The 20578-nt window shown below is 62.2% G+C and carries 19 protein-coding genes; 7 read left to right on the top strand and 12 right to left on the bottom strand.

The genetic code is table 11. The features are described from left to right. Positions 1–4: 4 nt before the first annotated feature. From mutL to ileS, 4 genes are all read right to left on the bottom strand, one after another. On the bottom strand, positions 5–1846 hold the full coding sequence (gene mutL, locus HKD21_RS10955; RefSeq protein ID WP_194255734.1) for a DNA mismatch repair endonuclease MutL: 1842 nt from the start codon (positions 1844–1846) through the stop codon (positions 5–7). A 99-nt stretch (positions 1847–1945) separates the two neighbouring features. Beyond that, positions 1946–2518 carry a DUF3035 domain-containing protein gene (locus HKD21_RS10960; RefSeq protein ID WP_194255735.1) on the bottom strand — a complete coding sequence of 191 codons (573 nt, stop codon included), beginning with the start codon at positions 2516–2518 and terminating at the stop codon, positions 1946–1948. A 77-nt stretch (positions 2519–2595) separates the two neighbouring features. Then, entirely contained in the window at positions 2596–3120 is a 525-nt protein-coding gene (lspA, locus tag HKD21_RS10965; protein ID WP_194255736.1) for a signal peptidase II, read from the bottom strand. Further along, positions 3120–5990: an isoleucine--tRNA ligase gene (gene ileS, locus HKD21_RS10970; RefSeq protein WP_194255798.1), complete on the bottom strand. Its 2871-nt coding sequence runs from the start codon at positions 5988–5990 to the stop codon at positions 3120–3122. The genes lspA and ileS overlap by 1 nt, the downstream gene beginning before the upstream one ends. 182 nt (positions 5991–6172) lie before the next feature. On the opposite strand from ileS, the gene HKD21_RS10975 reads away from it, so the two are divergent. Continuing rightward, positions 6173–7138, top strand: a complete 966-nt coding sequence (locus HKD21_RS10975; protein WP_322782930.1) for a TraB/GumN family protein — start codon at positions 6173–6175, stop codon at positions 7136–7138. After that, entirely contained in the window at positions 7138–7917 is a 780-nt protein-coding gene (locus HKD21_RS10980) for a tetratricopeptide repeat protein (protein WP_194255738.1), read from the top strand. The genes HKD21_RS10975 and HKD21_RS10980 overlap by 1 nt, the downstream gene beginning before the upstream one ends. Here the strand turns inward: HKD21_RS10980 and HKD21_RS10985 are convergent. The 8 genes from HKD21_RS10985 to HKD21_RS11020 all read right to left on the bottom strand — a co-directional run bounded on the left by HKD21_RS10985 (position 7911) and on the right by HKD21_RS11020 (position 14739). Then, a complete protein-coding gene (locus tag HKD21_RS10985) occupies positions 7911–10307 on the bottom strand; it encodes a TonB-dependent receptor (protein WP_194255739.1) in 2397 nt (798 codons plus the stop codon). The genes HKD21_RS10980 and HKD21_RS10985 overlap by 7 nt on opposite strands. 215 nt (positions 10308–10522) lie before the next feature. Next, complete coding sequence (locus HKD21_RS10990; RefSeq protein WP_194255740.1) at positions 10523–11446, bottom strand: bifunctional riboflavin kinase/FAD synthetase; 924 nt, start codon at positions 11444–11446, stop codon at positions 10523–10525. Continuing rightward, the gene (mtnC, locus tag HKD21_RS10995; RefSeq protein ID WP_194255741.1) at positions 11443–12126 is read right to left on the bottom strand and encodes an acireductone synthase; all 684 of its coding nucleotides are present in this window, start codon (positions 12124–12126) and stop codon (positions 11443–11445) included. The genes HKD21_RS10990 and mtnC overlap by 4 nt, the downstream gene beginning before the upstream one ends. Before the next feature lie 9 nt (positions 12127–12135). Further along, the gene (locus tag HKD21_RS11000; RefSeq protein WP_194255742.1) at positions 12136–12681 is read right to left on the bottom strand and encodes a 1,2-dihydroxy-3-keto-5-methylthiopentene dioxygenase; all 546 of its coding nucleotides are present in this window, start codon (positions 12679–12681) and stop codon (positions 12136–12138) included. 2 nt (positions 12682–12683) lie between these two features. Further along, positions 12684–13310: a methylthioribulose 1-phosphate dehydratase gene (locus HKD21_RS11005; protein ID WP_194255743.1), complete on the bottom strand. Its 627-nt coding sequence runs from the start codon at positions 13308–13310 to the stop codon at positions 12684–12686. Beyond that, positions 13310–13564, bottom strand: coding sequence for a twin-arginine translocase TatA/TatE family subunit (locus HKD21_RS11010; RefSeq protein WP_194255744.1), 255 nt, complete (start codon positions 13562–13564; stop codon positions 13310–13312). The genes HKD21_RS11005 and HKD21_RS11010 overlap by 1 nt, the downstream gene beginning before the upstream one ends. An 81-nt stretch (positions 13565–13645) precedes the next feature. Then, a complete protein-coding gene (locus HKD21_RS11015; protein ID WP_194255745.1) occupies positions 13646–14122 on the bottom strand; it encodes a CHAP domain-containing protein in 477 nt (158 codons plus the stop codon). Positions 14123–14124: 2 nt separating this feature from the next. After that, entirely contained in the window at positions 14125–14739 is a 615-nt protein-coding gene (locus HKD21_RS11020) for a regulatory protein RecX (RefSeq protein ID WP_194255746.1), read from the bottom strand. Between the two features lie 65 nt (positions 14740–14804). On the opposite strand from HKD21_RS11020, the gene HKD21_RS11025 reads away from it, so the two are divergent. The 5 genes from HKD21_RS11025 (at position 14805) to HKD21_RS11045 (ending at position 20573) form a co-directional block, all read left to right on the top strand. Next, on the top strand, positions 14805–16382 hold the full coding sequence (locus HKD21_RS11025; RefSeq protein WP_194255747.1) for a D-aminopeptidase: 1578 nt from the start codon (positions 14805–14807) through the stop codon (positions 16380–16382). A gap of 168 nt (positions 16383–16550) precedes the next feature. After that, positions 16551–17747: an aspartate aminotransferase family protein gene (locus HKD21_RS11030; protein WP_194255748.1), complete on the top strand. Its 1197-nt coding sequence runs from the start codon at positions 16551–16553 to the stop codon at positions 17745–17747. Beyond that, on the top strand, positions 17744–18688 hold the full coding sequence (gene argF / locus HKD21_RS11035) for an ornithine carbamoyltransferase (RefSeq protein WP_194255749.1): 945 nt from the start codon (positions 17744–17746) through the stop codon (positions 18686–18688). Before HKD21_RS11030 ends, argF begins: the two co-directional genes overlap by 4 nt. Next, complete coding sequence (gene hslO / locus HKD21_RS11040; protein WP_194255750.1) at positions 18688–19617, top strand: Hsp33 family molecular chaperone HslO; 930 nt, start codon at positions 18688–18690, stop codon at positions 19615–19617. The genes argF and hslO overlap by 1 nt, the downstream gene beginning before the upstream one ends. Then, positions 19614–20573, top strand: a complete 960-nt coding sequence (locus tag HKD21_RS11045) for a hypothetical protein (protein ID WP_194255751.1) — start codon at positions 19614–19616, stop codon at positions 20571–20573. Before hslO ends, HKD21_RS11045 begins: the two co-directional genes overlap by 4 nt. The last annotated feature ends 5 nt before the right edge of the window (positions 20574–20578 follow it).

The following is a 20578-nucleotide window of genomic DNA, read 5'->3' on the forward strand; positions in this document are numbered from 1 at the left end:
CGTGTTATTTAACGCGCCCAAAAAGACGTTCAAGTTCACGCCGCGTCAGTCTGAGCCATGTGGGCCGCCCATGAGAGCAGGTATTGGCACGAGGGGTACGTTCCATCTCTCGCAGCAGGGCGTCCATTTCTTCGGGCTTGAGACGACGACCTGCACGGATACTGCCATGACAGGCCATGCGCGCCAGAATGGCGTCCAGATGATGCGCGAAACTTCCCGTACTGGCAGCGTCCAGATCCGGATCACTGGCCAGTTCGTCGGCAACGTCCTTCAGAAGACCCTGAATATCCTGCGCGCCCAGAAGGGCCGGAACCGACCGTAACAGCACGCTGCCGGGGCCGAAGGATTCAAGGTCGATCCCGAGTTTGGCAAGATCTTCCGCCCGCGCCATGAGGGCTTCGGCCTCGCGGCGAGGCAGGTCTACCACTTCGGGCAGGAGCAGGGCCTGCGCACGCAGAGTGCCGCCGCTCGCATATTGTTCGCGCAGGCGCTCATGGGTCAGGCGTTCATGGGCCGCATGCTGGTCCACGAGAATCAGGTCGCCATCGGGTGCGAGCGCGAGAATGTATGTGTCAAAGACCTGCGCGATGGACGCGCCGAGCGGGAACGCCGGATCGAGTGCCTCGGGCTGCTGCGGGGCACGGGCGGCAGGAGCGAAAGCCGGGTCCGTTTCCGCGAAGCCCTGACGAGAGGCGGCTTGCGGGGTTTGGGGCGCTGAGGCCGTGGGCAGAGTGGTCTGTAACGGAAGCGACGTCACAGCCTCACGGGGTTCCGGCGGGCGCGGCGGATAGACGATGGAAGGCCGCGGGGCGAAACTCGCATGAATGCCACCTCCGCCCTTCGAGCCATGCCCGAGCGCCCGGCCCAGACCACCGATGACAAGGGAGCGGATTTCGGCTTCGTCGGCGAAACGCAGTTCCGTCTTGGCGGGATGAACGTTCACGTCCAGCCGTTCCAGCGGCACTTTCAGATGCAGCGCCATGACCGGGAAACGGCCGCGCTCAATGACGGGACGATAGGCCACGCGAATGGCTGTCCGCAGCATCGGGTCGGTTACAGGGCGGTTGTTGACCAAAATGAACTGGCCCGATCCGGTGGCGCGGGTCCGGGCCGGACCACAGGCAAAACCCGACAGACGCACGGCCCCGCGCTGTTCGTCGAGCGGGATCAGCGTATCGGGCGTGGTATCGAGGATAGAGGCCGCACGGCTGATCGGACTCTGTTCGGGCAGGTCGAACAGAACCTTGTCGTCCAGCAGCACACGCATGGCGCAATGAGGCGCGGACAAAGCCAGCCGCCGCATAACGGATTCGGCATGACCACTCTCGACGCGTGCGCTCTTGAGAAACTTGCGCCGCGCCGGAGTGGCGAAGAACAGGTCTGTTACGACGATGCGCGTACCGATTGGGCCGGAAGCGGGCTGTGGCAGGGTAATGACGCCGCCATCCACGCGGATGCACCAGGCGGTATCGGACTCCGGCGTCCGGGACGTGATGGAAAGCCGTGCGCTGGCGCCGATGGAGGGCAGCGCCTCGCCCCGGAACCCGAGCGTGCGGATCTGGACGAGATGGTCGTCCTGAAGTTTGGACGTGCAATGCCGCTCGACCGCCAGTTCCAGCTCGGCCGGGTTCATGCCGCAGCCATTGTCGGTAACGTCAATCCGGTCCGTTCCGCCTGCACGCAGCGCGACCACGATACGTGTCGCACCAGCATCAATGGCGTTTTCAACCAGTTCCTTGAGCGCAGCGGCAGGACGTTCGATGACCTCGCCCGCTGCGATCAGGTCAATGACGTGGCCGGACAGGCGACGGATCGTGGGGCGGGGAAAGGACGGGGCCTCGGTCACGATGCCTCCTCATCGTCCGGGCAACAGCCGGACGGCAGACGGGACCGTCCCTTCCAGCCGATCAACAGGCTGGTGTGGGAGCGGTCGGGACTGGCAGAATTACAGAACGCCTAGGAAAGCTTTCTTCTTGCGGACCGTCGGGGTGGCGCCCGTTGCAGGGTTGCGGCCCAGAGCCGAGTTCTCGCGGATGCGACGGTTTTCGCCGTCACCATCGACGACGGACCCGGCATTGCCACCTTTCCAGAACATCAGATTGTCCACAAAACCGGCATCGGCCGTACCGAGTTCGGCATTGTTCGGCGCATTGGCGGACTTGTCCACCTGTCCGACCAGTGCGGTCTGGCCGGTGCTACCCTTGCCGGAATCCGGATGCAGGGCCGTGTCCGGCGAGAGCGTTTCGAGCGCCTGCATGCGCGGGCTTTCGTCCGGGCGATGGGCGTCCGCGGCGCCGGGGAGCTGCATCTGCTCCGAAGGCGGCATGGAGAGCGGGGCGCGGGTTGTGACGGTGTACTCGTCGGGCATGGCCCGTTCGAGGCCGATCGCGCGGGAGACATCGGCGCCCGTGCAGCCCGAAAGCAGCAGGCCGACGGAAGCCATGGCACCCATCTGAACACTGAGACGGGCAACGAAAAGACGGTTACGGCGCATGGAGGGCCCCTGGGACGCGATCATGATTGGAACACTCCTACAGTTCACGCGGCGCGGGAGCAAGGCCGGAGCGGGGCGTGAGAAAAAGTTCCGGCTGTGCATCACTTCGCGTTCGAAGCTCTGGCAGCCTGACGTTCGGCAAGAAGGGAGTCGATCAGCCAGACGGCCACGCCACAGACGATCCCGGAATCCGCGACGTTGAAGACATACCATGACCAGCCGAACGCATGGGCGTGCAGGAAATCCACGACCGCGCCATAGCGCAGGCGGTCGATGACATTGCCGATGGCCCCGCCTGCGATCGCACCACAGGACGCAGCAACCAGCGTACGTTTCGTGCGGGTCAGGGTCCAGACCAGAAGCCCCACCGCGATCAGCGAGATCGCGCAGAAAATCCACGGCCCCCGGCTGCCGAGGCCGCCGAACATACCGAAGGTCACGGCATGGTTCCAGACCATCGTGAAGTTCAGGAACGGCAGGATCTCGACCGAACCACGATCCGGCAGGTGGTAGGTATACAGGATCCAGTCCTTGCTGGCCTGATCCAGAACGAGAACCAGAACCAGCAGAGCGAAGCCCAGAACCATGCGCCCCGTACGGCTCATACCGTCATGCCACAGGGACATCAGGCGCTCACCACATCGATGCAGCGGCGGCACAGGGCTGGATGTTCGGCGTCTTCCCCGACTTCCGGCAGGACTTTCCAGCAGCGGGCGCATTTATGGCCCGGCGCACGCTCGACCTGCGGGCCGCCATGGGCCGTGTCGCCCGGCAGCAGCTCGGTTTCGGCATGGGACGTGATGAGAAGTTCGGCCCAGTCTAGACCACCCAGAATTCCGGCTTCTTCCTGCGACAGCGGCAGCGTAACGCTGGCTTCGAGCGAAGAACCGATCGTGCCGTCACGGCGGGCCGTTTCCAACTCGGTCGTGACAAGGCGACGATAGGCGCGGATGTCTTCCCAGCGGTTGCCGAGTTCGGGGTCGTTCCACTCCGCATCCGGCTCGAAGAACTGCGCGAGATGCACGCTGTCGTTTTCGCCGAAACGGGCCTGCCAGGCTTCTTCCGCCGTAAAGACGAGAACAGGGGCCAGCCAGGTGCAGAGCGCCCGGTGCAGGACATCCAGAACCGTGCGGGCCGCGCGGCGCGTCGGATCGGATTTGGCGTCGCAATAGATCGCGTCCTTGCGGATGTCGAAATAGAACGCCGAGAGATCGGTGGTGCAGAACCCGTGCAGCGCCGGATAGACACCGACCCACTGATGCGTTTCGACCGCGCTGGAAATCAGGCCGCGCAGTTCGGACAGGCGGTGCAGGATATACTGCTCCAACGGCGGCAGATCGGCATAAGGCACAGCCTCTTCAGGCGTGAAGCCATCGAGCGCACCAAGGAGCCAGCGCAGCGTGTTGCGCAGGCGGCGGTAAAGCTCGCCCTGCTGCTTGAGGATTTCCTGCCCGATGCGAAGGTCTTCGTTCGTGTCGGAATTCAGAACCCACAGACGCAGGATGTCCGCGCCCAAGCTGTCGGTCACGTCAGACGGGGCCACGACATTGCCCAGCGACTTGGACATCTTGCGGCCCTGCTCGTCCATGACGAAGCCGTTGGTCACGAGCGCCTTGTAAGGCGCAACGCCCATTGTGCCGACGCTTTCCAGCAGGGAGGACTGGAACCAGCCGCGATGCTGGTCGGAGCCTTCAAGATAGACGTCGGCGGGGAAGTTCAGCCCCTCCTGCCCCAGATCGAAGCGATGGGACGAACCGCTTTCGAACCAGACGTCCACGATGTCGAAGACCTGTTCGTAATCGGCGGGATTGCGGTCGGCGCCGAGGAACACGGCCGGGTCGGCTTCATACCACACATCGGCCCCCTTCTCGCGGAAGGCGTCGACGATACGCTGCATGACGGCAGCATCGCGCAGGACCTCGCCGGTGCGCTTCTCAACGAAGACCGCGATCGGCACGCCCCAGGCGCGCTGGCGGGAGATGCACCAGTCCGGACGCTGTTCGATCATCGATGTGAGGCGACGGCGGGCCGCTTCAGGGACGAAGGTGACGTTGTCCAGCGCGCTCAGGGATTTTTCGCGCAGCTTCGTCTCGCCATCCATCGCGATGAACCATTGCGGGGTGGCGCGGAAAATGATTGGGGCTCTGGAGCGCCAGGAATGCGGGTAGGAGTGACGGACCGAGCCACGGGCCATGAGGCCGGTGGCGGGGGCGTCATCATGTTCGGCGGACTGGCGGGCTTCTGTCAGCAGGTCGCAGACCGGATCGGCGGCCTTGAAGACGTGAATGCCGGCCAGATGTGGAACCCACGGCGCGTAACGACCGTCGTCTTCCACCAGTTCGGGGACTTCGATGCCGTACTGGCGGCAGAGTGCAAAGTCGTCCTGACCATGCGACGGCGCCATGTGGACGAGGCCCGTACCGGCATCGGTCGTGACGAACTCGCCCGGCAGCATCGGCACGTCATATTCATAACCACGGCCACGCAGCGGATGGGCGCAGACCGCGCCTTCGAGGGCCGTGCCCGGAAGGGTGTAGAGCGTGTGATGGGCGATGATGCCCGCTTCCGTACAGAACGCTTCCACACGGTCTTCGGCTACCAGCAGCTTTGCGCCTTGGGGGACGATGCTGTTTTCGTTCGTCTCGTCGATCCGCAAGACGACATAGGTGATATCCGGGCCATAAGCGAGCGCGCGGTTGGCCGGGATGGTCCAGGGCGTGGTCGTCCAGATGACGGCGGAGACGCCGCTCAGGGCATGGGCGGGTGTCGGGTCCTTGATGACCGGGAAGGCCACAAAAATCGTGGTGGAGTCGATGTCGTGATATTCGATTTCGGCTTCAGCCAGGGCGGTCTTCTCGACCGGGCTCCACATGACGGGGCGCAGGCCGCGATAGAGGCTGCCGTTGAGCAGGAACTTGCCGATTTCATCGACGATCTTGGCTTCGGAGCTGAAGTCCATCGTCACATAGCGATTGGCCCATTCGGCCTGCACGCCGATGCGCTTGAAGTCTTCAGCCTGTTTCTGGACCCATTCGGCAGCGTACTGGCGGCACTCGGCACGGAACTGGAGCAGCGGCACCTGATCCTTATCCTTGCCGGCCTTGCGATACTGCTCCTCGATCCGCCATTCAATCGGCAGGCCGTGACAGTCCCAGCCCGGAAGATATCGGACCTCGTAGCCTGACATGCGATGGGCGCGGTTAACCACGTCCTTCATCACCTTGTTCAGGGCGTGTCCGATATGAATGTGACCGTTGGCGTAGGGCGGGCCGTCATGCAGCGTGAAGACGGGACGTCCCTTCCCGGCTTCACGTATCCGATCGTCCAGTCCCGTCTCAGCCCAGCGGGCGAGCGTCTCGGGCTCGCGCTTGGGCAGGCCGCCACGCATCGGAAAGCCGGTGCGGGGGAGGAACACGGTGTCGCGGTAGCGATCCTGCTGTTCCTTGAACGCGGCGGCAGAAGGATCGGGGGTCTTGTCGGAAGGGCTGTTGGACATCAGGGACGGGCCAGTTTCGGTCATTCACACAAAAGTAGGGACCATATGGAGATCGCGGGCCAATCCGGTCAAGTCCGGGTTGCAGAGCAGGCTTGCACGAGGCTCGTGAGCGGAGCGGGTTGCGGGGGCGGCGGGAGTAACGGATGATGGGAGATATGAGGCTTTTTTCAGAAGGCAGATCCGTGCGTAAACGCCATCTCTTTCAGTCTGTTGCCGTGCTTGTTCTGGGTTTCTGTGCGACGAGCGGGACCTTCGCGCAGGCGCCCCGTTGTCCGGTGGCGGCGAGCGTGCCGGACAAGACCCTGATGGGGCAGATGTTCAGGACTGCTCCGGACCGGGGCTTTTTGTGGAAAGTGACGAAAGACGGCCATTCATCCTGGCTGTACGGGACGCTCCATGTGGCGAAACAGGACTGGCTGATGCCCGGTCCGCTGACACGGGCTGCGATCCTGCACAGCAGTGAGGTCGCGCTGGAGCTTGATCTGAACGCCCCCGATACCGCGACCAGCCTGCGTCAGCCCGAAGATGCGGCGCGCTGGGCACATCTCGTGCAGTCCGGACGCAAGGCGAAGGTAGACGCGCTCATGGATCAGCAATGCGTGCCGAGCGCAGCGTTCGCGCATGTTGCTGTGGGCGTAGAGGCCGCCGGGGTCGAGGCGCTTTCGGCACGTGGGGACGGATATTATCCGGATTATGCCGTGGATGCGGTGCTTCAGGGCATGGCAGGCAGTCTGAAAAAACCGCTGATCGGGCTGGAGACGGTGCAGATGCAGCGCGATCTGCTGATCGGGCCGGAACAGGCGGAGGAAGATGCGTTCATCGACGACATCATCAAAGGCGTGTCATCAGGCAAGACGCAGGCCGAAAACCGGCGACTTGCGGAAATGTGGGCCTCCAGTGACATAAAGCGGTTAGACGCTTACCGTGACTGGTGCGACTGCCTGAACACCGCGCAGGAACGACGCTTCATGTCCCGGCTTCTGGACGAGCGAAATGTCGGCATGGCCGCGAAAATTGCGAAAATCCATGAAAGCGGAACCTCGCTGTTTGTGGCGGTTGGGTCTCTGCATATGGCAGGACCGCAGGGATTGCCCGCCCTTCTGCGAAAAGACGGATTCACGGTCCAGCAGGTCGTGCCGGCGCTCTGATGAAGCGGATCGTTCAGAAATTTCTGGGCCGTAAAACCCGTCCCCGTCGTCCTGAGGCCCCGGCCCTGCCGCCGCAGATCGAAGAGATCCGGCAAGGTGCACTGAAGGGGCAGCATCTTCAGATCGTGCAATGGGGGCAGGTGCTTCTGGACAGCGTGCATGTTCCGCGCGATCCGGCGGGTGCGCTGGAGTGGTTCACGATCGCGGCCAGTGCCGGGTTCGGGCCGGGGCACAACATGCGCGGCCGGTGCTTCCAGTTCGGCTGGGGTTGCGAGAAGGATCTGCAACAGGCGGCACACTGTTACGCCGCCGCCTCTGCTGCGGGCGACGAATGGGGCCGGTATAATCTGGGCATCCTCACCATGCGCGGGATCGGCATGGAGGCGGATCTGGCGCAGGCGCTGGACCTGTTCCGCACGGCCGCCGGTCATGGTCATGCGAAATCCATGAACCTCTATGCAAGGTTTCTGGAAGAAGGCTGGGTTGTGCCGCAGGACCGGGTGGCGGCGCTGGACTGGTACCGAAAATCGGCCGAGGGCGGCGATTACCGGGGGCAGCATAATTACGCGACGGCTCTCGTGGATGCCGGGAACACCCAAGAGGCGCTGGGCTGGTGGCGCAAGGCTGTTGTGGATGCGACGTCCGACATCCTGCTGGCGATGGACCAGAAGCTCACGGCGCTGGGACCAAAAGGCGACGCGGACCTGCTGGAGCGGGTCCGCGAACGCCTGAAGGAGATGGGAATTGCCCCCTCAGGCAAGACTGTTTCGGCTCAGTAATTTGCCGAAAGATTGAAGAGGAAAGAGCGGCCGACGGACGGGGTGGCGCGGTCGCTGAACAGGTTGCTGTAATTCAGACGGTTGTCGAGGTTGTAGCCGTTCATGGCCACGCGCCAGCGCTTGCCGAAATTATGAGAGACAACGGCATCCCACTCCATTGTCGCGGGCACGCGGCCCGTATTGGCAGCGTTCAGATAGACGCCATCACGCCATGTCAGGCCACCGCCGAACGTGACGTTCCACGGGCGATTGGGCGCGATCGTGTAGGTGGACCAGATGGTGGCCGAGTTTTTCGGGGCGTACTGGATGCGCTTGCCGAGATCGGCCGCCGTCTGGGACCAGACGGTCGTGGCGTCGTAATAGGCGTAGGTGCCGATCATCGTCCAGTTCTTCAGGATCTCGCCCGAGACGCTCAGTTCGACACCCTGATTTCGCTGGCGATCGCTGGAGGACGACACATCTCCCGTCGAAGGATCGGTCATGAGGGCATTGCCCTTCTCCAGACGGAACACGGAAGCCGTAAAGCCCATGCGGCCGTGGAAGGCGTTATACTTCGCGCCCAGTTCGTACAGGCTGCTGCGCTCGGGGCTGAAACCCTGCGTTGAGGATTTCAGGGGTTCGGAGCTGTTCGTCACATACAGGCCGAGCGGCGTGGTGGACTGCGCCCAGTTGAAATAGACCATGAGATCGCTGGTCGGCGTGTACATCAGGCTGACGGTCGGATTGAACGTGTCCTGCTGCTGTCCGTAGGCCACGCCTGCGCCGACCATCCCGCCATTGGCCGAATAATGGCTGTTCCAGTGATCCCAGCGGAAACCGCCACGGATCGAGAACTCGGGCAGAAGCCAGACCTGTTCGGAGAAGAACGCGCCGACATCGGTGGCATCGCCCGTCTTGTAGAGCGCACGGCCGACACCGGGAATGTTGACGAGTGTGCCGCTATACTGGCCAAGCGTGCCGAGCAGCAGGCCGGGCTGTGTGGCGGAAGGATTGGTCAGGCTTGTTTTGTCTGCACGTGTGCCATTCTGACCATTGAAATTATAGGCGTAGTTGGTGCGCCGGTCATAGATATGCGCAACGTCGACGCCTGCGATAATCTGATGGCGGATACTGCCTGTGGAGAACTTTGCAACGCCCGAAAAGACGTTCTGCACGGACCAGTCGTCCTGCTGATAGGGTTCGGGGCCGCCCAGATGGCCCCGTCGGTTTACGGTCGCGGCCTCGGGATTGTTGAAATAATTGGCCACGCAGGTTGTATCGCAGCCGGGCTGTGAGGCGGAGAAATACCGGCTGTACATGCCGCCACGCAGGTCGTCATACAGCGTGATATGCTTGTTCAGGTCGAATTTCAGACGGCCTGTCAGCATGTCCACATTCGAAGCATCCTGATCGTAGGTGGTGCCATACCAGTTGTTGCGGTTCAGGCCGTATTCCGTCAGAGGCTTTGCAATGCGGGTGCCCGGCTTTGTCCCGACCGGTACGCCATAATCCGGCACGCGGTTGTCCGTCTGATGGAAATATTCCAGCGTAAACGTTGTGCGTTTGCCCAGACCGAACGCAATCGACGGTGCGAGACCCCAGCGGTGCGAATAGACGTTGTCGCGGCCGACCGTGTTGTTCTCGTTACCCATGCCGGTGATGCGGATGGCCGTGGAATCCCCGATCTGTTTGTTGAAATCGAGCGTGCCGCGATAATAATCAGCGGCGCCTCCCGAGAAGCTGCCGCCATAGCTGTCACCGAGATGGGCGACCTTGGTGGTGATGTTGATGGCGCCGCCCGTCGTGCCATTGCCGAAGACTTCGGAAGACGGTCCCTTGATGACCGAGACATGGTCGTAATCGAAGCTGTCACGGGTATAAACGCCGAAATCGCGCAGGCCGTTTTCGTAGATGTCGTTCTGGGCCTGAAAGCCGCGGATGAGGAACTGGTCGCCCGCCATGCCACCCTCGCCCTCACCGACAGAGGCTGTGATGCCCGGCACGTTGCGCAGGGCTTCGTCGAGGGATTTGACGTTCTGCTGCTGCATCAGAAGCTGGGGGACGATGTTGATCGTCTGCGGCGTATGCAGCGCATCTTCCGGCACCCGGCTCAGACCCATGGTCTCGTGCAGGATGTTCATGGGCGAGCCCACCACCTGAAGATGCTCGTCCTCACCGGGGGCGGCGCTGATGCTGTTATCAGCTGTTTTCGGAGCGGGTGTTGCGCTCTTCGGGGCTGCGGATTTAGCGGCCTGCGGAGGGAGTGCGGTATTTTTGGAAACGGACTGACGGCGGGCTTTGTGATGATGCCGGGCATCAGTCTGCTGGGCATGGGCTGCGCTACAGACGAGCGTCAGACCAGCGGCCAGAGAGAGCGAGCCCAGAGGAGGGCGAGGTATTCTGGACGACATCGGATCACGATCCTGCAAACGAAAACTGATGCTGCCCTTAAAGATTTATTGAGAATTATTCTCAATACACATTCTGCAAAAATGCGAAGGATTCTCATTCTCTCTTTGGAGAAGTGACCGAAATGACACACAATGTCATACAGCACAAAAAAGCCCTCCTCCGAAATCGAAGAAGGGCCGCAGTCCGCCGAGGTTCAGGTGATTGAGAAGAAGGCTCAGTTGGCCAGAATGGAACGGGCCTGCGCGGCATCGGAGGCAATCTGGGCTTTGAGTTCGTCCAGACCGGAGAAACGCTTTTCCTCACGCAGCAGCGCGATCAGGGCGACGCTGAGGATCTGGCCGTACAGATCTTCGTTGAAATCGAAGAGATGGACTTCAAGACGGCTTTCCCGACCGTCATTGATCGTGGGCCGTCGGCCGATATTGGCAACGCCAGGGATCACCCGGCCATCAGGCAGCGTAACGCGGGCGGCGTAGACGCCACGCGCGGGTTCGAGATGCTGGGTCAGGGGAATATTGGCTGTCGGGAAGCCGAGAAGACGCCCGCGCTGATCTCCGTGCATGACGGGGCCGGTGATGCTCCAGGGACGGCCCAGTTCTTCAGCGGCGCGCTCTGGATAGCCTTCCTGCAACAGGCGACGGATGCGGCTGGAGGAAATCGGGCCGCCGTCATCGACAAGCTGAGGCACGATGGTCAGACCGATTCCATGAGGCACGAGAAGAGCCTCGAGGCGATCGATATTGCCGTGACGACGGTGGCCGAATGCGAAATCCGCACCACAGGCCACATGCGTCACGCCGAGGCCCTTCACGAGAACATCGTTCACAAACCGGTCGGCGCTCAGACGGGAGAACTCCGCGTCGAACGGAATCTGGAAGACATGTTCCACGCCCTGTCCACCGAGGGCTGCGGCGCGGACATCCGGCAGCATCAGGCGGAACGGCGGGTCCTGCGGGCGGAACAGCGTGCGGGGGTGCGGGTCAAACGTGACGACCGACAGCGGATGATCGGGACGTGCCATCCGCAATGTGTCGAGAAGGTGGACATGGCCGCGATGCACGCCATCGAAGTTACCGAGTGCCGCCACCGTATTGCGGGCGGAGGCCGGGATATTGCGCCAATCCGTGTGCAGGATCATGCGACGGGCAGGCCGAACTGGCTGGAGACCGAGGTCAGGTCTGGCGCTTGTGCGACACCCGAATGTGGGACGGTGCCGTCCTGTTCGCGAACGAGCTGGCAGACGCTCATGCCCGCCGTCCGGGCGGCGTCCAGTTCCGCGCCGATATCGGACAGAAACAGGATGTCGTCTGCGGGCAGGCCGACGGCGGCGGTAATCTTTTCGTAGGATTCGGCGTCTTTTTTCCCGCCGGTCGAAAGATCGAAGAAGTCTTCGAACAGAGGCGTCAGATCGCCCTGTGCCGTATAGCCGTAGAGCAGTTTCTGCGACGGGATGGAGCCGGAGGAATAGACGGCCAGACGCAGCCCGCCTTTCGACCATGCCTTCAAGGCGGGCGGGACATCCGGGTACAGATCGGCCTGAAGGGTGCCGTCCTCGAACCCCTGACGCCAGGTCAGGCCCTGCAGCGTCTTGAGGGGGGCTGCCTTCACGTCCGCCTTCATCCAGTCCTGACAGACTTTCAGCGGGTCCTGTCCCGGATATTCCATGACGATATCCGCCCGCGCCGCCGCGACCGTCGGGTTCGTATGGTCCTGCATCAGGGCCGGAAGGGCTTTTGCAGCATAGGGGAACATGACGTCCCGCACGAAAGAGATCGGCAGGGTTGTGCCCTCGATATCAAGCAGGACGAGACGGATCATGGGGGACTTTCAGGGAACTTCAGCGGGGAAGCGGTTGGCAATGTCATCGCCGGTATATTGCGCGATCCAGCCGGTCGTGTCGGTGAAGACACGCAGGGCCACCACGTCCGGGTTCTGACCGGCATCGAACCAGTGGGGGATTCCGGCTGGGACGGAGATCAGATCTCCTTGGGTGCACAGGACGGAATAGACGCGCCCGCGGATATGCAGAACGAAAGCCCCCTGCCCGTGTACGAAGAAGCGGACTTCGTCTTCGCTGTGGGTGTGTTCGGAGAGGAATTTTTTCCGAATTTCCGCAAGATTCGGCGTGGATGCGTTGATCCGCACCACATCCGCACTGCCCGCGCCCGTCTCGCCCATCAGCGTGTCGAGATAGGGGCGATAAGCCTTCAGAACCTCTTCCGCCGGGGCGTCAGGGGCCGGTGTGACGGGTGCCGACCAGCGGTCGAAGCGGATGTTGTGGGGACGCAGGGTCTCCGCAATCTCGCCGGGTGTGGTGACGTCCAGCAGGATCGTGTCTGGAGCATCATCGCGGTAAACGGTCAGGCGACTCATGATCAGGCCTTTCTCTGCAGACGGGCGAGTTCGCAGGCCAGCAGGAACTCAAGTCCTTCGAGGCGCGCCAGAGCCGTGAACATGTCCTTGCCCCAGACATAAACGCCATGACCGCGGATCAGATAGCCAAGGCGCATATCCGCAAGTTTGGGCGCGACGACGGTAGCCAGACGCGCGATGTCCTGATCGTTGTGGAACAGGGGCAGCTCAAGGCTTGTGTCGTGGGTCGTCTGGCCCTCGAAGACCTTAAGGACCTCGTAGCCTGCCAGCGTGATCGCGTCAGACGGCTCATCCATGGACAGGATGGTCGCGGCAACGGAATGACCATGCAGGACGGCCCCAATCGCGGGATCATGGGCATAAAGCTGCGTGTGAAGGAGGGTTTCCGCGCTGGCGCGGTTGGCGGGATCGACCGGCACGCCGTCCGGCGTAATTTCGATGACGTCGCTGTCCGTCAGGAAACCCTTATGTCCACCCGAGCGCGTAATGACGATCCTGCCATCCGGCAGGCGGCACGACAGGTTGCCTGCCGTGGCCGGGACCCAGCCGCGCTGGTCCAGCCGCTGGCCAGCGCTTACTATCTGGCGGCAGGTATTGCCCCAGCTTTCATCAACCGTGAGAGTCTGCATCAGACCTGATTGCGGTGCGTTTCGCTGCTGGTCGTCTGGCTGTAGCCGGGATTCTGGTTCGGCGGCGAAATATGACCCGGAGCCTGCGGGGCATCCGTCGTGGTCATGGATTCATCCTCACCCATGTTCTTCTTGAAGGACTTGATGCCCTTCGCAAAGTCTCCCATCAGGCCACTGATCTTACCGCCGCCGCCAAACACGACGAGCAGGACAACCGCCAGAATCAGCCAGTGAACGGGGCTCATGCTACCCATAGTGTGTTACTCCGAAAAGCGAGGGATCCACCCGAGGTCTCATCATGTGGCAAGGCTTGAACGATTGTGCAAGCATTCCTCTCAGGAAGCATCGTCACTGTCATGAGATGATATGAAGCCGTAAGTCGGATAAGCGCGCTTTCCCAAACCATGGATAGGCATCCACCAGACCCGCACCAGCGTCCAGTCATTACGGGCGGACACATCCGTAATGGGCACGGCATGGTCGATGCGGCCCGGTTCCCAGTTGGCGTGATCGACGAGGATTGTACGGTCCGAAACCTGGCGGCGCACGATGGAGACATGGCCGCTCGGAACGCGGGATGTGGCGCGGAAAACCAGCACTTCTCCGGGACGGGGCGTATGGGTGTGGGCATAGCGTCCACTGGACTGCCCCCACCATGAAGCCGCACTTCCGCTCAGTTTCAGGCCGGTGCGTTCGCGGGCGTAGGGCGCGCATTGCAGCGGGCCGTTGAAGCTGGCGCGGCTGTATTCGTAGCGGTTGCCACAGGCCGCGAGCATCACGAGAAGACCGAGCGGCAGGAAGCGGGATGTCATGCTCACAGACTCCGAAAAGCGATGATGCGGTCTTCCGCCTCATCAGGGTCCATGTCGAGCACGCTCTGCGCAACATCGCGGGAAAAACCGTTCCGGGCAAAGACTCCAAGGGTCTTGAGGGGATCATCGTCTTCGCGGTCGGGTCGCTGGAACGGACCGAGACGGCGTTTGCGGGCCAGAACGAGAGCCGCAGCGAGTTCCGCCTCCCGTGCACTGCTGTCCGAGCGTTCGCCCAGCGAGTCGTTGAGGGCGTCTCGGACAGTGTTCTGATCGACGCCCTTATTGGCGAGATGCGCTTCCACAGCACGACGGGATCGACCGGTGCGGGTCAGGCTGGCGGCACGGCTGCGTGCAAACCCTGCGTCATCCACGGCGCCCAGATCGGTCATGGACGCGACGATTCCGTCTATGGCAGGGCGCAGGGCAGCAATGGCGGATTCGATATCTTCGTTCGGCAGACCGGCATGCGACGCACGCACGCCCCAACGGCGCAGGCGACGGTCCAGCACCTGACGCAGGCCCTGCTCGGTCGTGGCGAAGCGGGCGAGATGCGCCAGCGCGGCCTCACGCAGGGACGCGGCATCCGGAACGGGGGGCGGGGCGGGATTGTCCTCCATGATGGGACAATTATGCCGGGTGAAAGGCATTTACGGCAAGACGGTCTGGAGCCATCATTCCATCCATGAGCGATTCACTTTTTACCCGTCTTGAAGCGGCCGTCTCCGCCCTCCCTGCCCGCTTTCCCGGCCCCGGCGGTGCCGTGGCCGTTTTGAAGGACGGCGAGGTTCTGATCCGGCATGGCTGGGGCTATGCGAATGTGGAGTGTCGCATTCCGTTTACGCCGTCCACACTGTTTCGCATGTGCTCCATCACCAAGCAGTTCACCTGCGGCACGCTGCTCGATCTGTATGACGATCCGTCGGAGCTGGACGCGGATGTGGATGCGCGCCTGCCGCAGCTCGACGAGCCTTCGCCGGGAATGCTGCATCTGGCGCATAACCAGTCCGGCCTGCGGGACTACTGGGCTGTAGCGATGCTGCATGGCGCGCCCATCGAAGGGGATTTCGGGGACCGCGAGGCCCGGCGCGTCATTGAAGGAACGCGGACGCTCCAGTTCCAGCCCGGCACGTCCTATTCTTATGTGAACCAGAATTTTCGGCTGATTTCCGATATTCTTCAGGACCGGACGGAGCGCAGCTTCGCCGAACTGCTCCAGACGTCGATCTTCAATCCGGTTGGCATGGAACGCGCCATTCTGGCCGCCGATACGCGTGCCATGCCGGATGGGACAGTCGGCTATGAAGGCACCGTGGAGAGCGGCTTCCGTCCGGCGGTCAACAATGTCATCTGGACGGGGGATGCCGGGCTTGGGGCATCTCTGGACGACATGATCGCCTGGGAGCGGTTCATTGATGAAACCCGCGACGCGGCGGACAGTCTGTACCGGCGTCTGACCGCACCGGTGACGTTCAGCGACGGTCAGGCCGCGCCTTATGGATTCGGTCTGCAACGGAGCACGATGTTCGGGCGGGACGTCACGATGCATGGCGGCGCGCTGCGAGGCTGGCGGTCCCATCGGCTGCATGTCGCGTCCGAGCGTCTGTCAGTCGTGGTGATGTTCAATCACATGAGCGCGGCACAGGTTGCGGCGGCGCAGATTCTGGCAGCGGCTCTGGGTGTTCCATACGAGCCGGACCGCAACACGCAGCCTCCGACCGCGCTGTATGGGACCTATCTGGAGCAGGAGACGGGACTGTCGGCCCGAATCGAACCTGCCCCCGGTGGAGCAACGCTGCGCTATCTGATGGTGCCGGAGCTTCTGGAAGGGGTTTCGGCAGCGCGGGCCGAAGCCGGATCGGTTGTGGTGAAGGCGCAGGAGACTGCGGAAGGGCCGGAAGTCGTGGTGGAGCGTCCGAGCGAAAACCGGACGAGCATCCTCACCCGCTGCGACGAAACGCCCGGCGAGGATATTGCTGAACTGGCGGGCGTCTATCGCTGCGAGGAACTGGACGAGGCCGAAGTCACCATCACACTGGCAGGCGGCGTGGTTTATGGCGGCTTTTCGGGAATTCTGGGCGATGGACGGATGGAAATGCTTCAGCGTCTGGCAAAGGATGTGTGGGTTCTGCCCTGCCCGCGCGCACTGGATCATACGGCTCCCGGAGACTGGACACTGGCGTTCGAACGGCAGGGCGGGAGCGTAACGGCGGTACGGGTCGGGTGCTGGCTGGCGCGGGATCTGCTGTATCAGCGGGTCTGATCAGCCGGGTTAACCGCGACATTCCGGCACGCCGGGGTTTGACGGAACCCCATTCTGCCCTTCACTATGCGCTGGCGGAATTTGAAGCCCTGCTCCGGGCAACCGGAGCAGGGTTTTGCGATTCCGCATGAACCGTTTCGTTTTCAACCAGATATTCAGAGATCCATCATGATCCCCGCGCTGATGCCGAACTACAAACGTGCCGACCTCGCTTTCGAGCAGGGCGAAGGCGTCTGGCTGACGGCGACGAACGGGCGACGATATCTGGATTTCGGGGCCGGAATTGCCGTGACCTCGCTGGGACATGCCCATCCGAAACTGGTGAAGACCATTGCGGAACAGGCCGCAAAGGTCATGCATGTCTCGAACCTGTACCGGGTACCACAGGCCGAAAAGCTCGCGGAACTGCTGGTGCAGAACACGTTCGCGGATTCCGTGCTGTTCTGCAATTCGGGCGCGGAAGCCAATGAAGGCATGGTCAAGATGATCCGCCGCGCCCAGTTCGAGAACGGGCACCCGGAACGGACCAGCATCCTGTGTTTTGATGGGGCGTTCCACGGCCGGACGCTCGCCATGATCTCGGCGACGGGCAATCCCGCCTATCAGAAGGGCTTTGGCCCTGTGGTGGAAGGGTTCGACCATGCGCCGTTTAACAACACCAACACGCTGCGTGAGGCCATTACGCCGCACACGGCGGGCATTATCGTCGAGCCTGTTCAGGGCGAGAGCGGCATCAAGCCTGCAACCCGCGAGTTCATGGAAGGTCTGCGCGCCGTCTGTGACGAATACGGGCTGTATCTGGGTTTTGATGAAGTCCAGACCGGCGTTGGACGCACAGGCAAGCTGTTCGCGCATGAGTGGTATGGCATCCGTCCGGACGTGATTTCGGTGGCCAAGGGCATTGGCGGCGGCTTCCCTCTTGGTGCCGTGCTTGCGACGGAAGAACTGGCGCGGCACCTGACACCGGGCTCCCACGGGACGACCTTTGGCGGCAATCCGCTGGCCTGCGCAGCCGGTGTGACCGTTCTGGAAGAAATCCTGAGCCCCGGTTTTCTGGAGCATGTCCGCACGGTTGGGGATGCGTTCGGCAAAATGCTGGAAGATGTTGTCAGCCGTTCGGAAGGCGTTTTCGACAATGTCCGCGGGCTTGGACTGATGCGCGGACTGCACTGCGTGCCGCCTGTCGCTGATGTCATGCAGGCCGTTCTGGATCAGGGCCTTCTGACCGTAGGCGCGGGAGACAATGTGCTGCGTCTCGTTCCGCCTCTGGTCGTGACGGAAGCCGAGTGTCGTGAAGCGTGCGAGCGACTGGTGAAGGCCGCCCTGTCCCTGAAAGCCTCTGCCATGCAGGAGAAAGCCTCGTGAGCGCGACAACAGCCCCCCGGCACTTTCTGGATCTGCGCGATTTCAGCCCCGAAACCATTCGTCAGATCATCGACCTTTCGGCGAAGGTCAAAGCCATGCAGAACGGGCGCCGTCAGCCCCTGCATCCGGACCGTCCTCTGGAAGGTCGCTCCCTCGGCCTGATTCTCGCCCAGCCTTCCACCCGGACGCGCGTGTCGTTCGAGGTCGGGATGGGGCAGCTTGGCGGGTCCGTTTCGGTGCTTTCACCGGGCGACATGCAGCTTGGCCGGGGCGAGACGGTGGCCGACACCGCCCGCGTTCTGTCGCGCTTTCTGGACGTGATCGTTCTGCGGACCGGGAATGACGCCAATCTACGCGAACTGGCGAGGTGGAGTTCGGTTCCGGTTATTAATGGCCTGACACCTGTTTCTCATCCGATCCAGATTCTGGCGGATGTTCTGACGTTCGAAGAACATCGCGGGCCGATCCGCGGCAAGACGCTGGCCTGGATCGGCGACGGCAACAATGTCGCGACGTCCCTGATGGAAGGCGCGGCCCTGCTGGGCTTCAATGTCCGCCTCGCAACGCCGGAAGAGTTTGCGCCCAACCCGGAAGCCGTAGCATGGGCACAGGCTCATGGTGCGACGATCGAGGTTTTCCACGACCCTGCGGAAGCCGTAGCCGGAGCCGATGCCGTCCTGACGGATACCTGGGTCAGCATGGGCGACAAGGATCGTGAAACCCGCCTCAAAGTGTTCCAGCCCTATCAGGTCGATACGGCGCTAATGGCAAAAGCCGCGCCTGATGCCCTGTTCCTGCACTGCCTGCCTGCCCATATCGGAGAAGAAGTGACGTCGGAGGTCTTTGAAGGCCCGGCGTCTGTTGTCTTTGATGAGGCGGAAAACCGCCTGCACACGCAGAAGGGCCTGCTGCTCTGGGCCCTTGGGAAAGAAAACGACTGATGGATACGCCACCCTTCCTGGACATGAACCGGCCTGACGTTCCGAACATGGTCGTCTCAGGCGGCGTCACACCCTTTTATCTGGAACGCTCTCCGGTGCGGGGGCGTCTGGTGCGGCTTGGGCCTCTGGCAGATGCCATCCTGTCACGGCATGATAATCCCGATGCGGTCTCGCAGCTTGGGGGGGAGGCACTGGCGCTCGTGGCGGCCATGGTGTCGGCCCTGAAATTCAAGGGGGCTTTCTCCCTCCAGATCAAAGGCGATGGCCCGGTTTCCATGCTCGTGGCAGACGCGACGGACAGCGGAGATCTGCGGTTCTTCGCGCGTCTGCGCGAGGATGCAGACCGGGACGCCCTTCCTGAGACGGCCAAGGGCCTTCTGGGGGACGGCTATATGGCGTTCACCATCGATCAGGGGCCGGATATGGACCGGCATCAGGGCATCGTGGATCTGACCGGCACGACGCTGGCAGACATGGCCGTGAACTATTTCCAGACCAGCGAGCAGCATGACTGCTGGATCCGGCTGTTCTGTGCGAAATCGGCGGATGGATGGAAGGCTGGAGCGCTTGTTCTGGAACGGATCGCGGCAGAAGGCGGGATCGAGGCCTCAGAACAGGATGAAGACGCCTGGGAAACCGCCTGTACGCTGGCCGCAACAGTGACGGAGCAGGAAGTCCTTGACCCGGACCTGTCCAACGAACGCCTGATCCAGCGGCTTTTCGGCACGCTGGACGTCCGTGTCGGGACACCACGCGCGCTAGCTTATGGCTGCCGATGCAACCGGGCAAGGCTGGCGTCCGTTCTGGAGACATTCCCGGAGGACGATCTTGATCACATGGTTGAAAACGGCGCCATCACGATGAACTGTGAATTCTGCAATGTCGGTTTCCGCTTTGCACGCGGTGAACTTGGAGAACGGACTGCATGACGCTCCCCCTGCTTGATGGCGTGAAGCTCGATGGCTTTCCGGTCGAGCAGCTTTATCCCGGCTGGAGTCCGAGCAGTCGGGATAGTGTGGCGGATGAATTCAGCGTTGTGGTTTTTAAAGAGGACGCGACCGGCAAACAGGCCTGCTGGTGGCTTGAAGGGGACGACTACCGCGCGAGCCATGTTCTAACGCTCGATGAATCCGTCCGGCAGCGTCTTCTGGTGGCAATGGACGGAGTATTCTGGCCGCTGGCGACCGGGGTACTGGGAGCTCCGCTCCCTCCGCAGGTTGGGCCGTCCTGCGGCGCACTGCCTGAAATTGCGGTCAACGAACTGTCAGGCTCTTGGCTCGGAGGCTTTGCGCCACATACGCTTCTTCTGCCGTCGGGTCATGCCGATAGCGGTGAAGCGCTCCCCTGCCCGAACGGGCGACAGATCGGTGAGAACCGGATCGCAGCCCTGCTGGCGGCCCAGCGGGGTCACGGTCCGCTGATCGTCTCGTCCCCCTTCACGGCGCTCCCGCTTCTGGCCCAGATCGCCTTTAAGATGGGCTCATTCAGCGTAAGCCGCTTTCAGGACGCCGATACGGTCTTTTATCTGATCTGGAACGAAACCCTTCCGGCTCTGCGTCCTTCTTTTTACTATCCTGACGCTCCGCTACTGGTCAGTGATGATCCCGCAGCCGCGATGATTCCGGGGCTGATTTTGGGCTGGTATGCCCGTCATCCCGAACATGAATCGCTGATCCGGGCGGCCCGCCCTTTCAGAGCAGAAGATTTCGGTGTCGGACAGGCTTCTGGTTTTCGCCCGAATATTCCGGACGAAGCCTCACAATCATCCTCCGCCACATCGGTTTCCTCTTTCATCCCGGCAGAGCAATCGCTCCCGACTTCTCATCCTCCAGCATCTGGACAGAGACTGAAAAGCCGGATCAAGTCCCTTTTCAGTCGTCGGTAACGTCT

This window comes from Gluconobacter cerevisiae (assembly GCF_015244675.1).
GTDB classification, from domain to species: domain Bacteria; phylum Pseudomonadota; class Alphaproteobacteria; order Acetobacterales; family Acetobacteraceae; genus Gluconobacter; species Gluconobacter cerevisiae.

Excerpts from the sequence above, each read along its gene's own strand:
- HKD21_RS10960 (WP_194255735.1), bottom strand. The coding sequence starts at position 2,518 with ATGATCGCGTCCCAGGGGCCCTCCATGCGCCGTAACCGTCTTTTCGTT.
- lspA (WP_194255736.1), bottom strand. The coding sequence starts at position 3,120 with ATGTCCCTGTGGCATGACGGTATGAGCCGTACGGGGCGCATGGTTCTG.
- ileS (WP_194255798.1), bottom strand. The coding sequence starts at position 5,990 with ATGTCCAACAGCCCTTCCGACAAGACCCCCGATCCTTCTGCCGCCGCG.
- HKD21_RS10980 (WP_194255738.1), top strand. The coding sequence starts at position 7,138 with ATGAAGCGGATCGTTCAGAAATTTCTGGGCCGTAAAACCCGTCCCCGT.
- HKD21_RS10985 (WP_194255739.1), bottom strand. The coding sequence starts at position 10,307 with ATGTCGTCCAGAATACCTCGCCCTCCTCTGGGCTCGCTCTCTCTGGCC.
- HKD21_RS10990 (WP_194255740.1), bottom strand. The coding sequence starts at position 11,446 with ATGATCCTGCACACGGATTGGCGCAATATCCCGGCCTCCGCCCGCAAT.
- mtnC (WP_194255741.1), bottom strand. The coding sequence starts at position 12,126 with ATGATCCGTCTCGTCCTGCTTGATATCGAGGGCACAACCCTGCCGATC.
- HKD21_RS11000 (WP_194255742.1), bottom strand. The coding sequence starts at position 12,681 with ATGAGTCGCCTGACCGTTTACCGCGATGATGCTCCAGACACGATCCTG.
- HKD21_RS11005 (WP_194255743.1), bottom strand. The coding sequence starts at position 13,310 with ATGCAGACTCTCACGGTTGATGAAAGCTGGGGCAATACCTGCCGCCAG.
- HKD21_RS11010 (WP_194255744.1), bottom strand. The coding sequence starts at position 13,564 with ATGGGTAGCATGAGCCCCGTTCACTGGCTGATTCTGGCGGTTGTCCTG.
- HKD21_RS11015 (WP_194255745.1), bottom strand. The coding sequence starts at position 14,122 with ATGACATCCCGCTTCCTGCCGCTCGGTCTTCTCGTGATGCTCGCGGCC.
- HKD21_RS11020 (WP_194255746.1), bottom strand. The coding sequence starts at position 14,739 with ATGGAGGACAATCCCGCCCCGCCCCCCGTTCCGGATGCCGCGTCCCTG.
- HKD21_RS11025 (WP_194255747.1), top strand. The coding sequence starts at position 14,805 with ATGAGCGATTCACTTTTTACCCGTCTTGAAGCGGCCGTCTCCGCCCTC.
- HKD21_RS11030 (WP_194255748.1), top strand. The coding sequence starts at position 16,551 with ATGATCCCCGCGCTGATGCCGAACTACAAACGTGCCGACCTCGCTTTC.
- hslO (WP_194255750.1), top strand. The coding sequence starts at position 18,688 with ATGGATACGCCACCCTTCCTGGACATGAACCGGCCTGACGTTCCGAAC.
- HKD21_RS11045 (WP_194255751.1), top strand. The coding sequence starts at position 19,614 with ATGACGCTCCCCCTGCTTGATGGCGTGAAGCTCGATGGCTTTCCGGTC.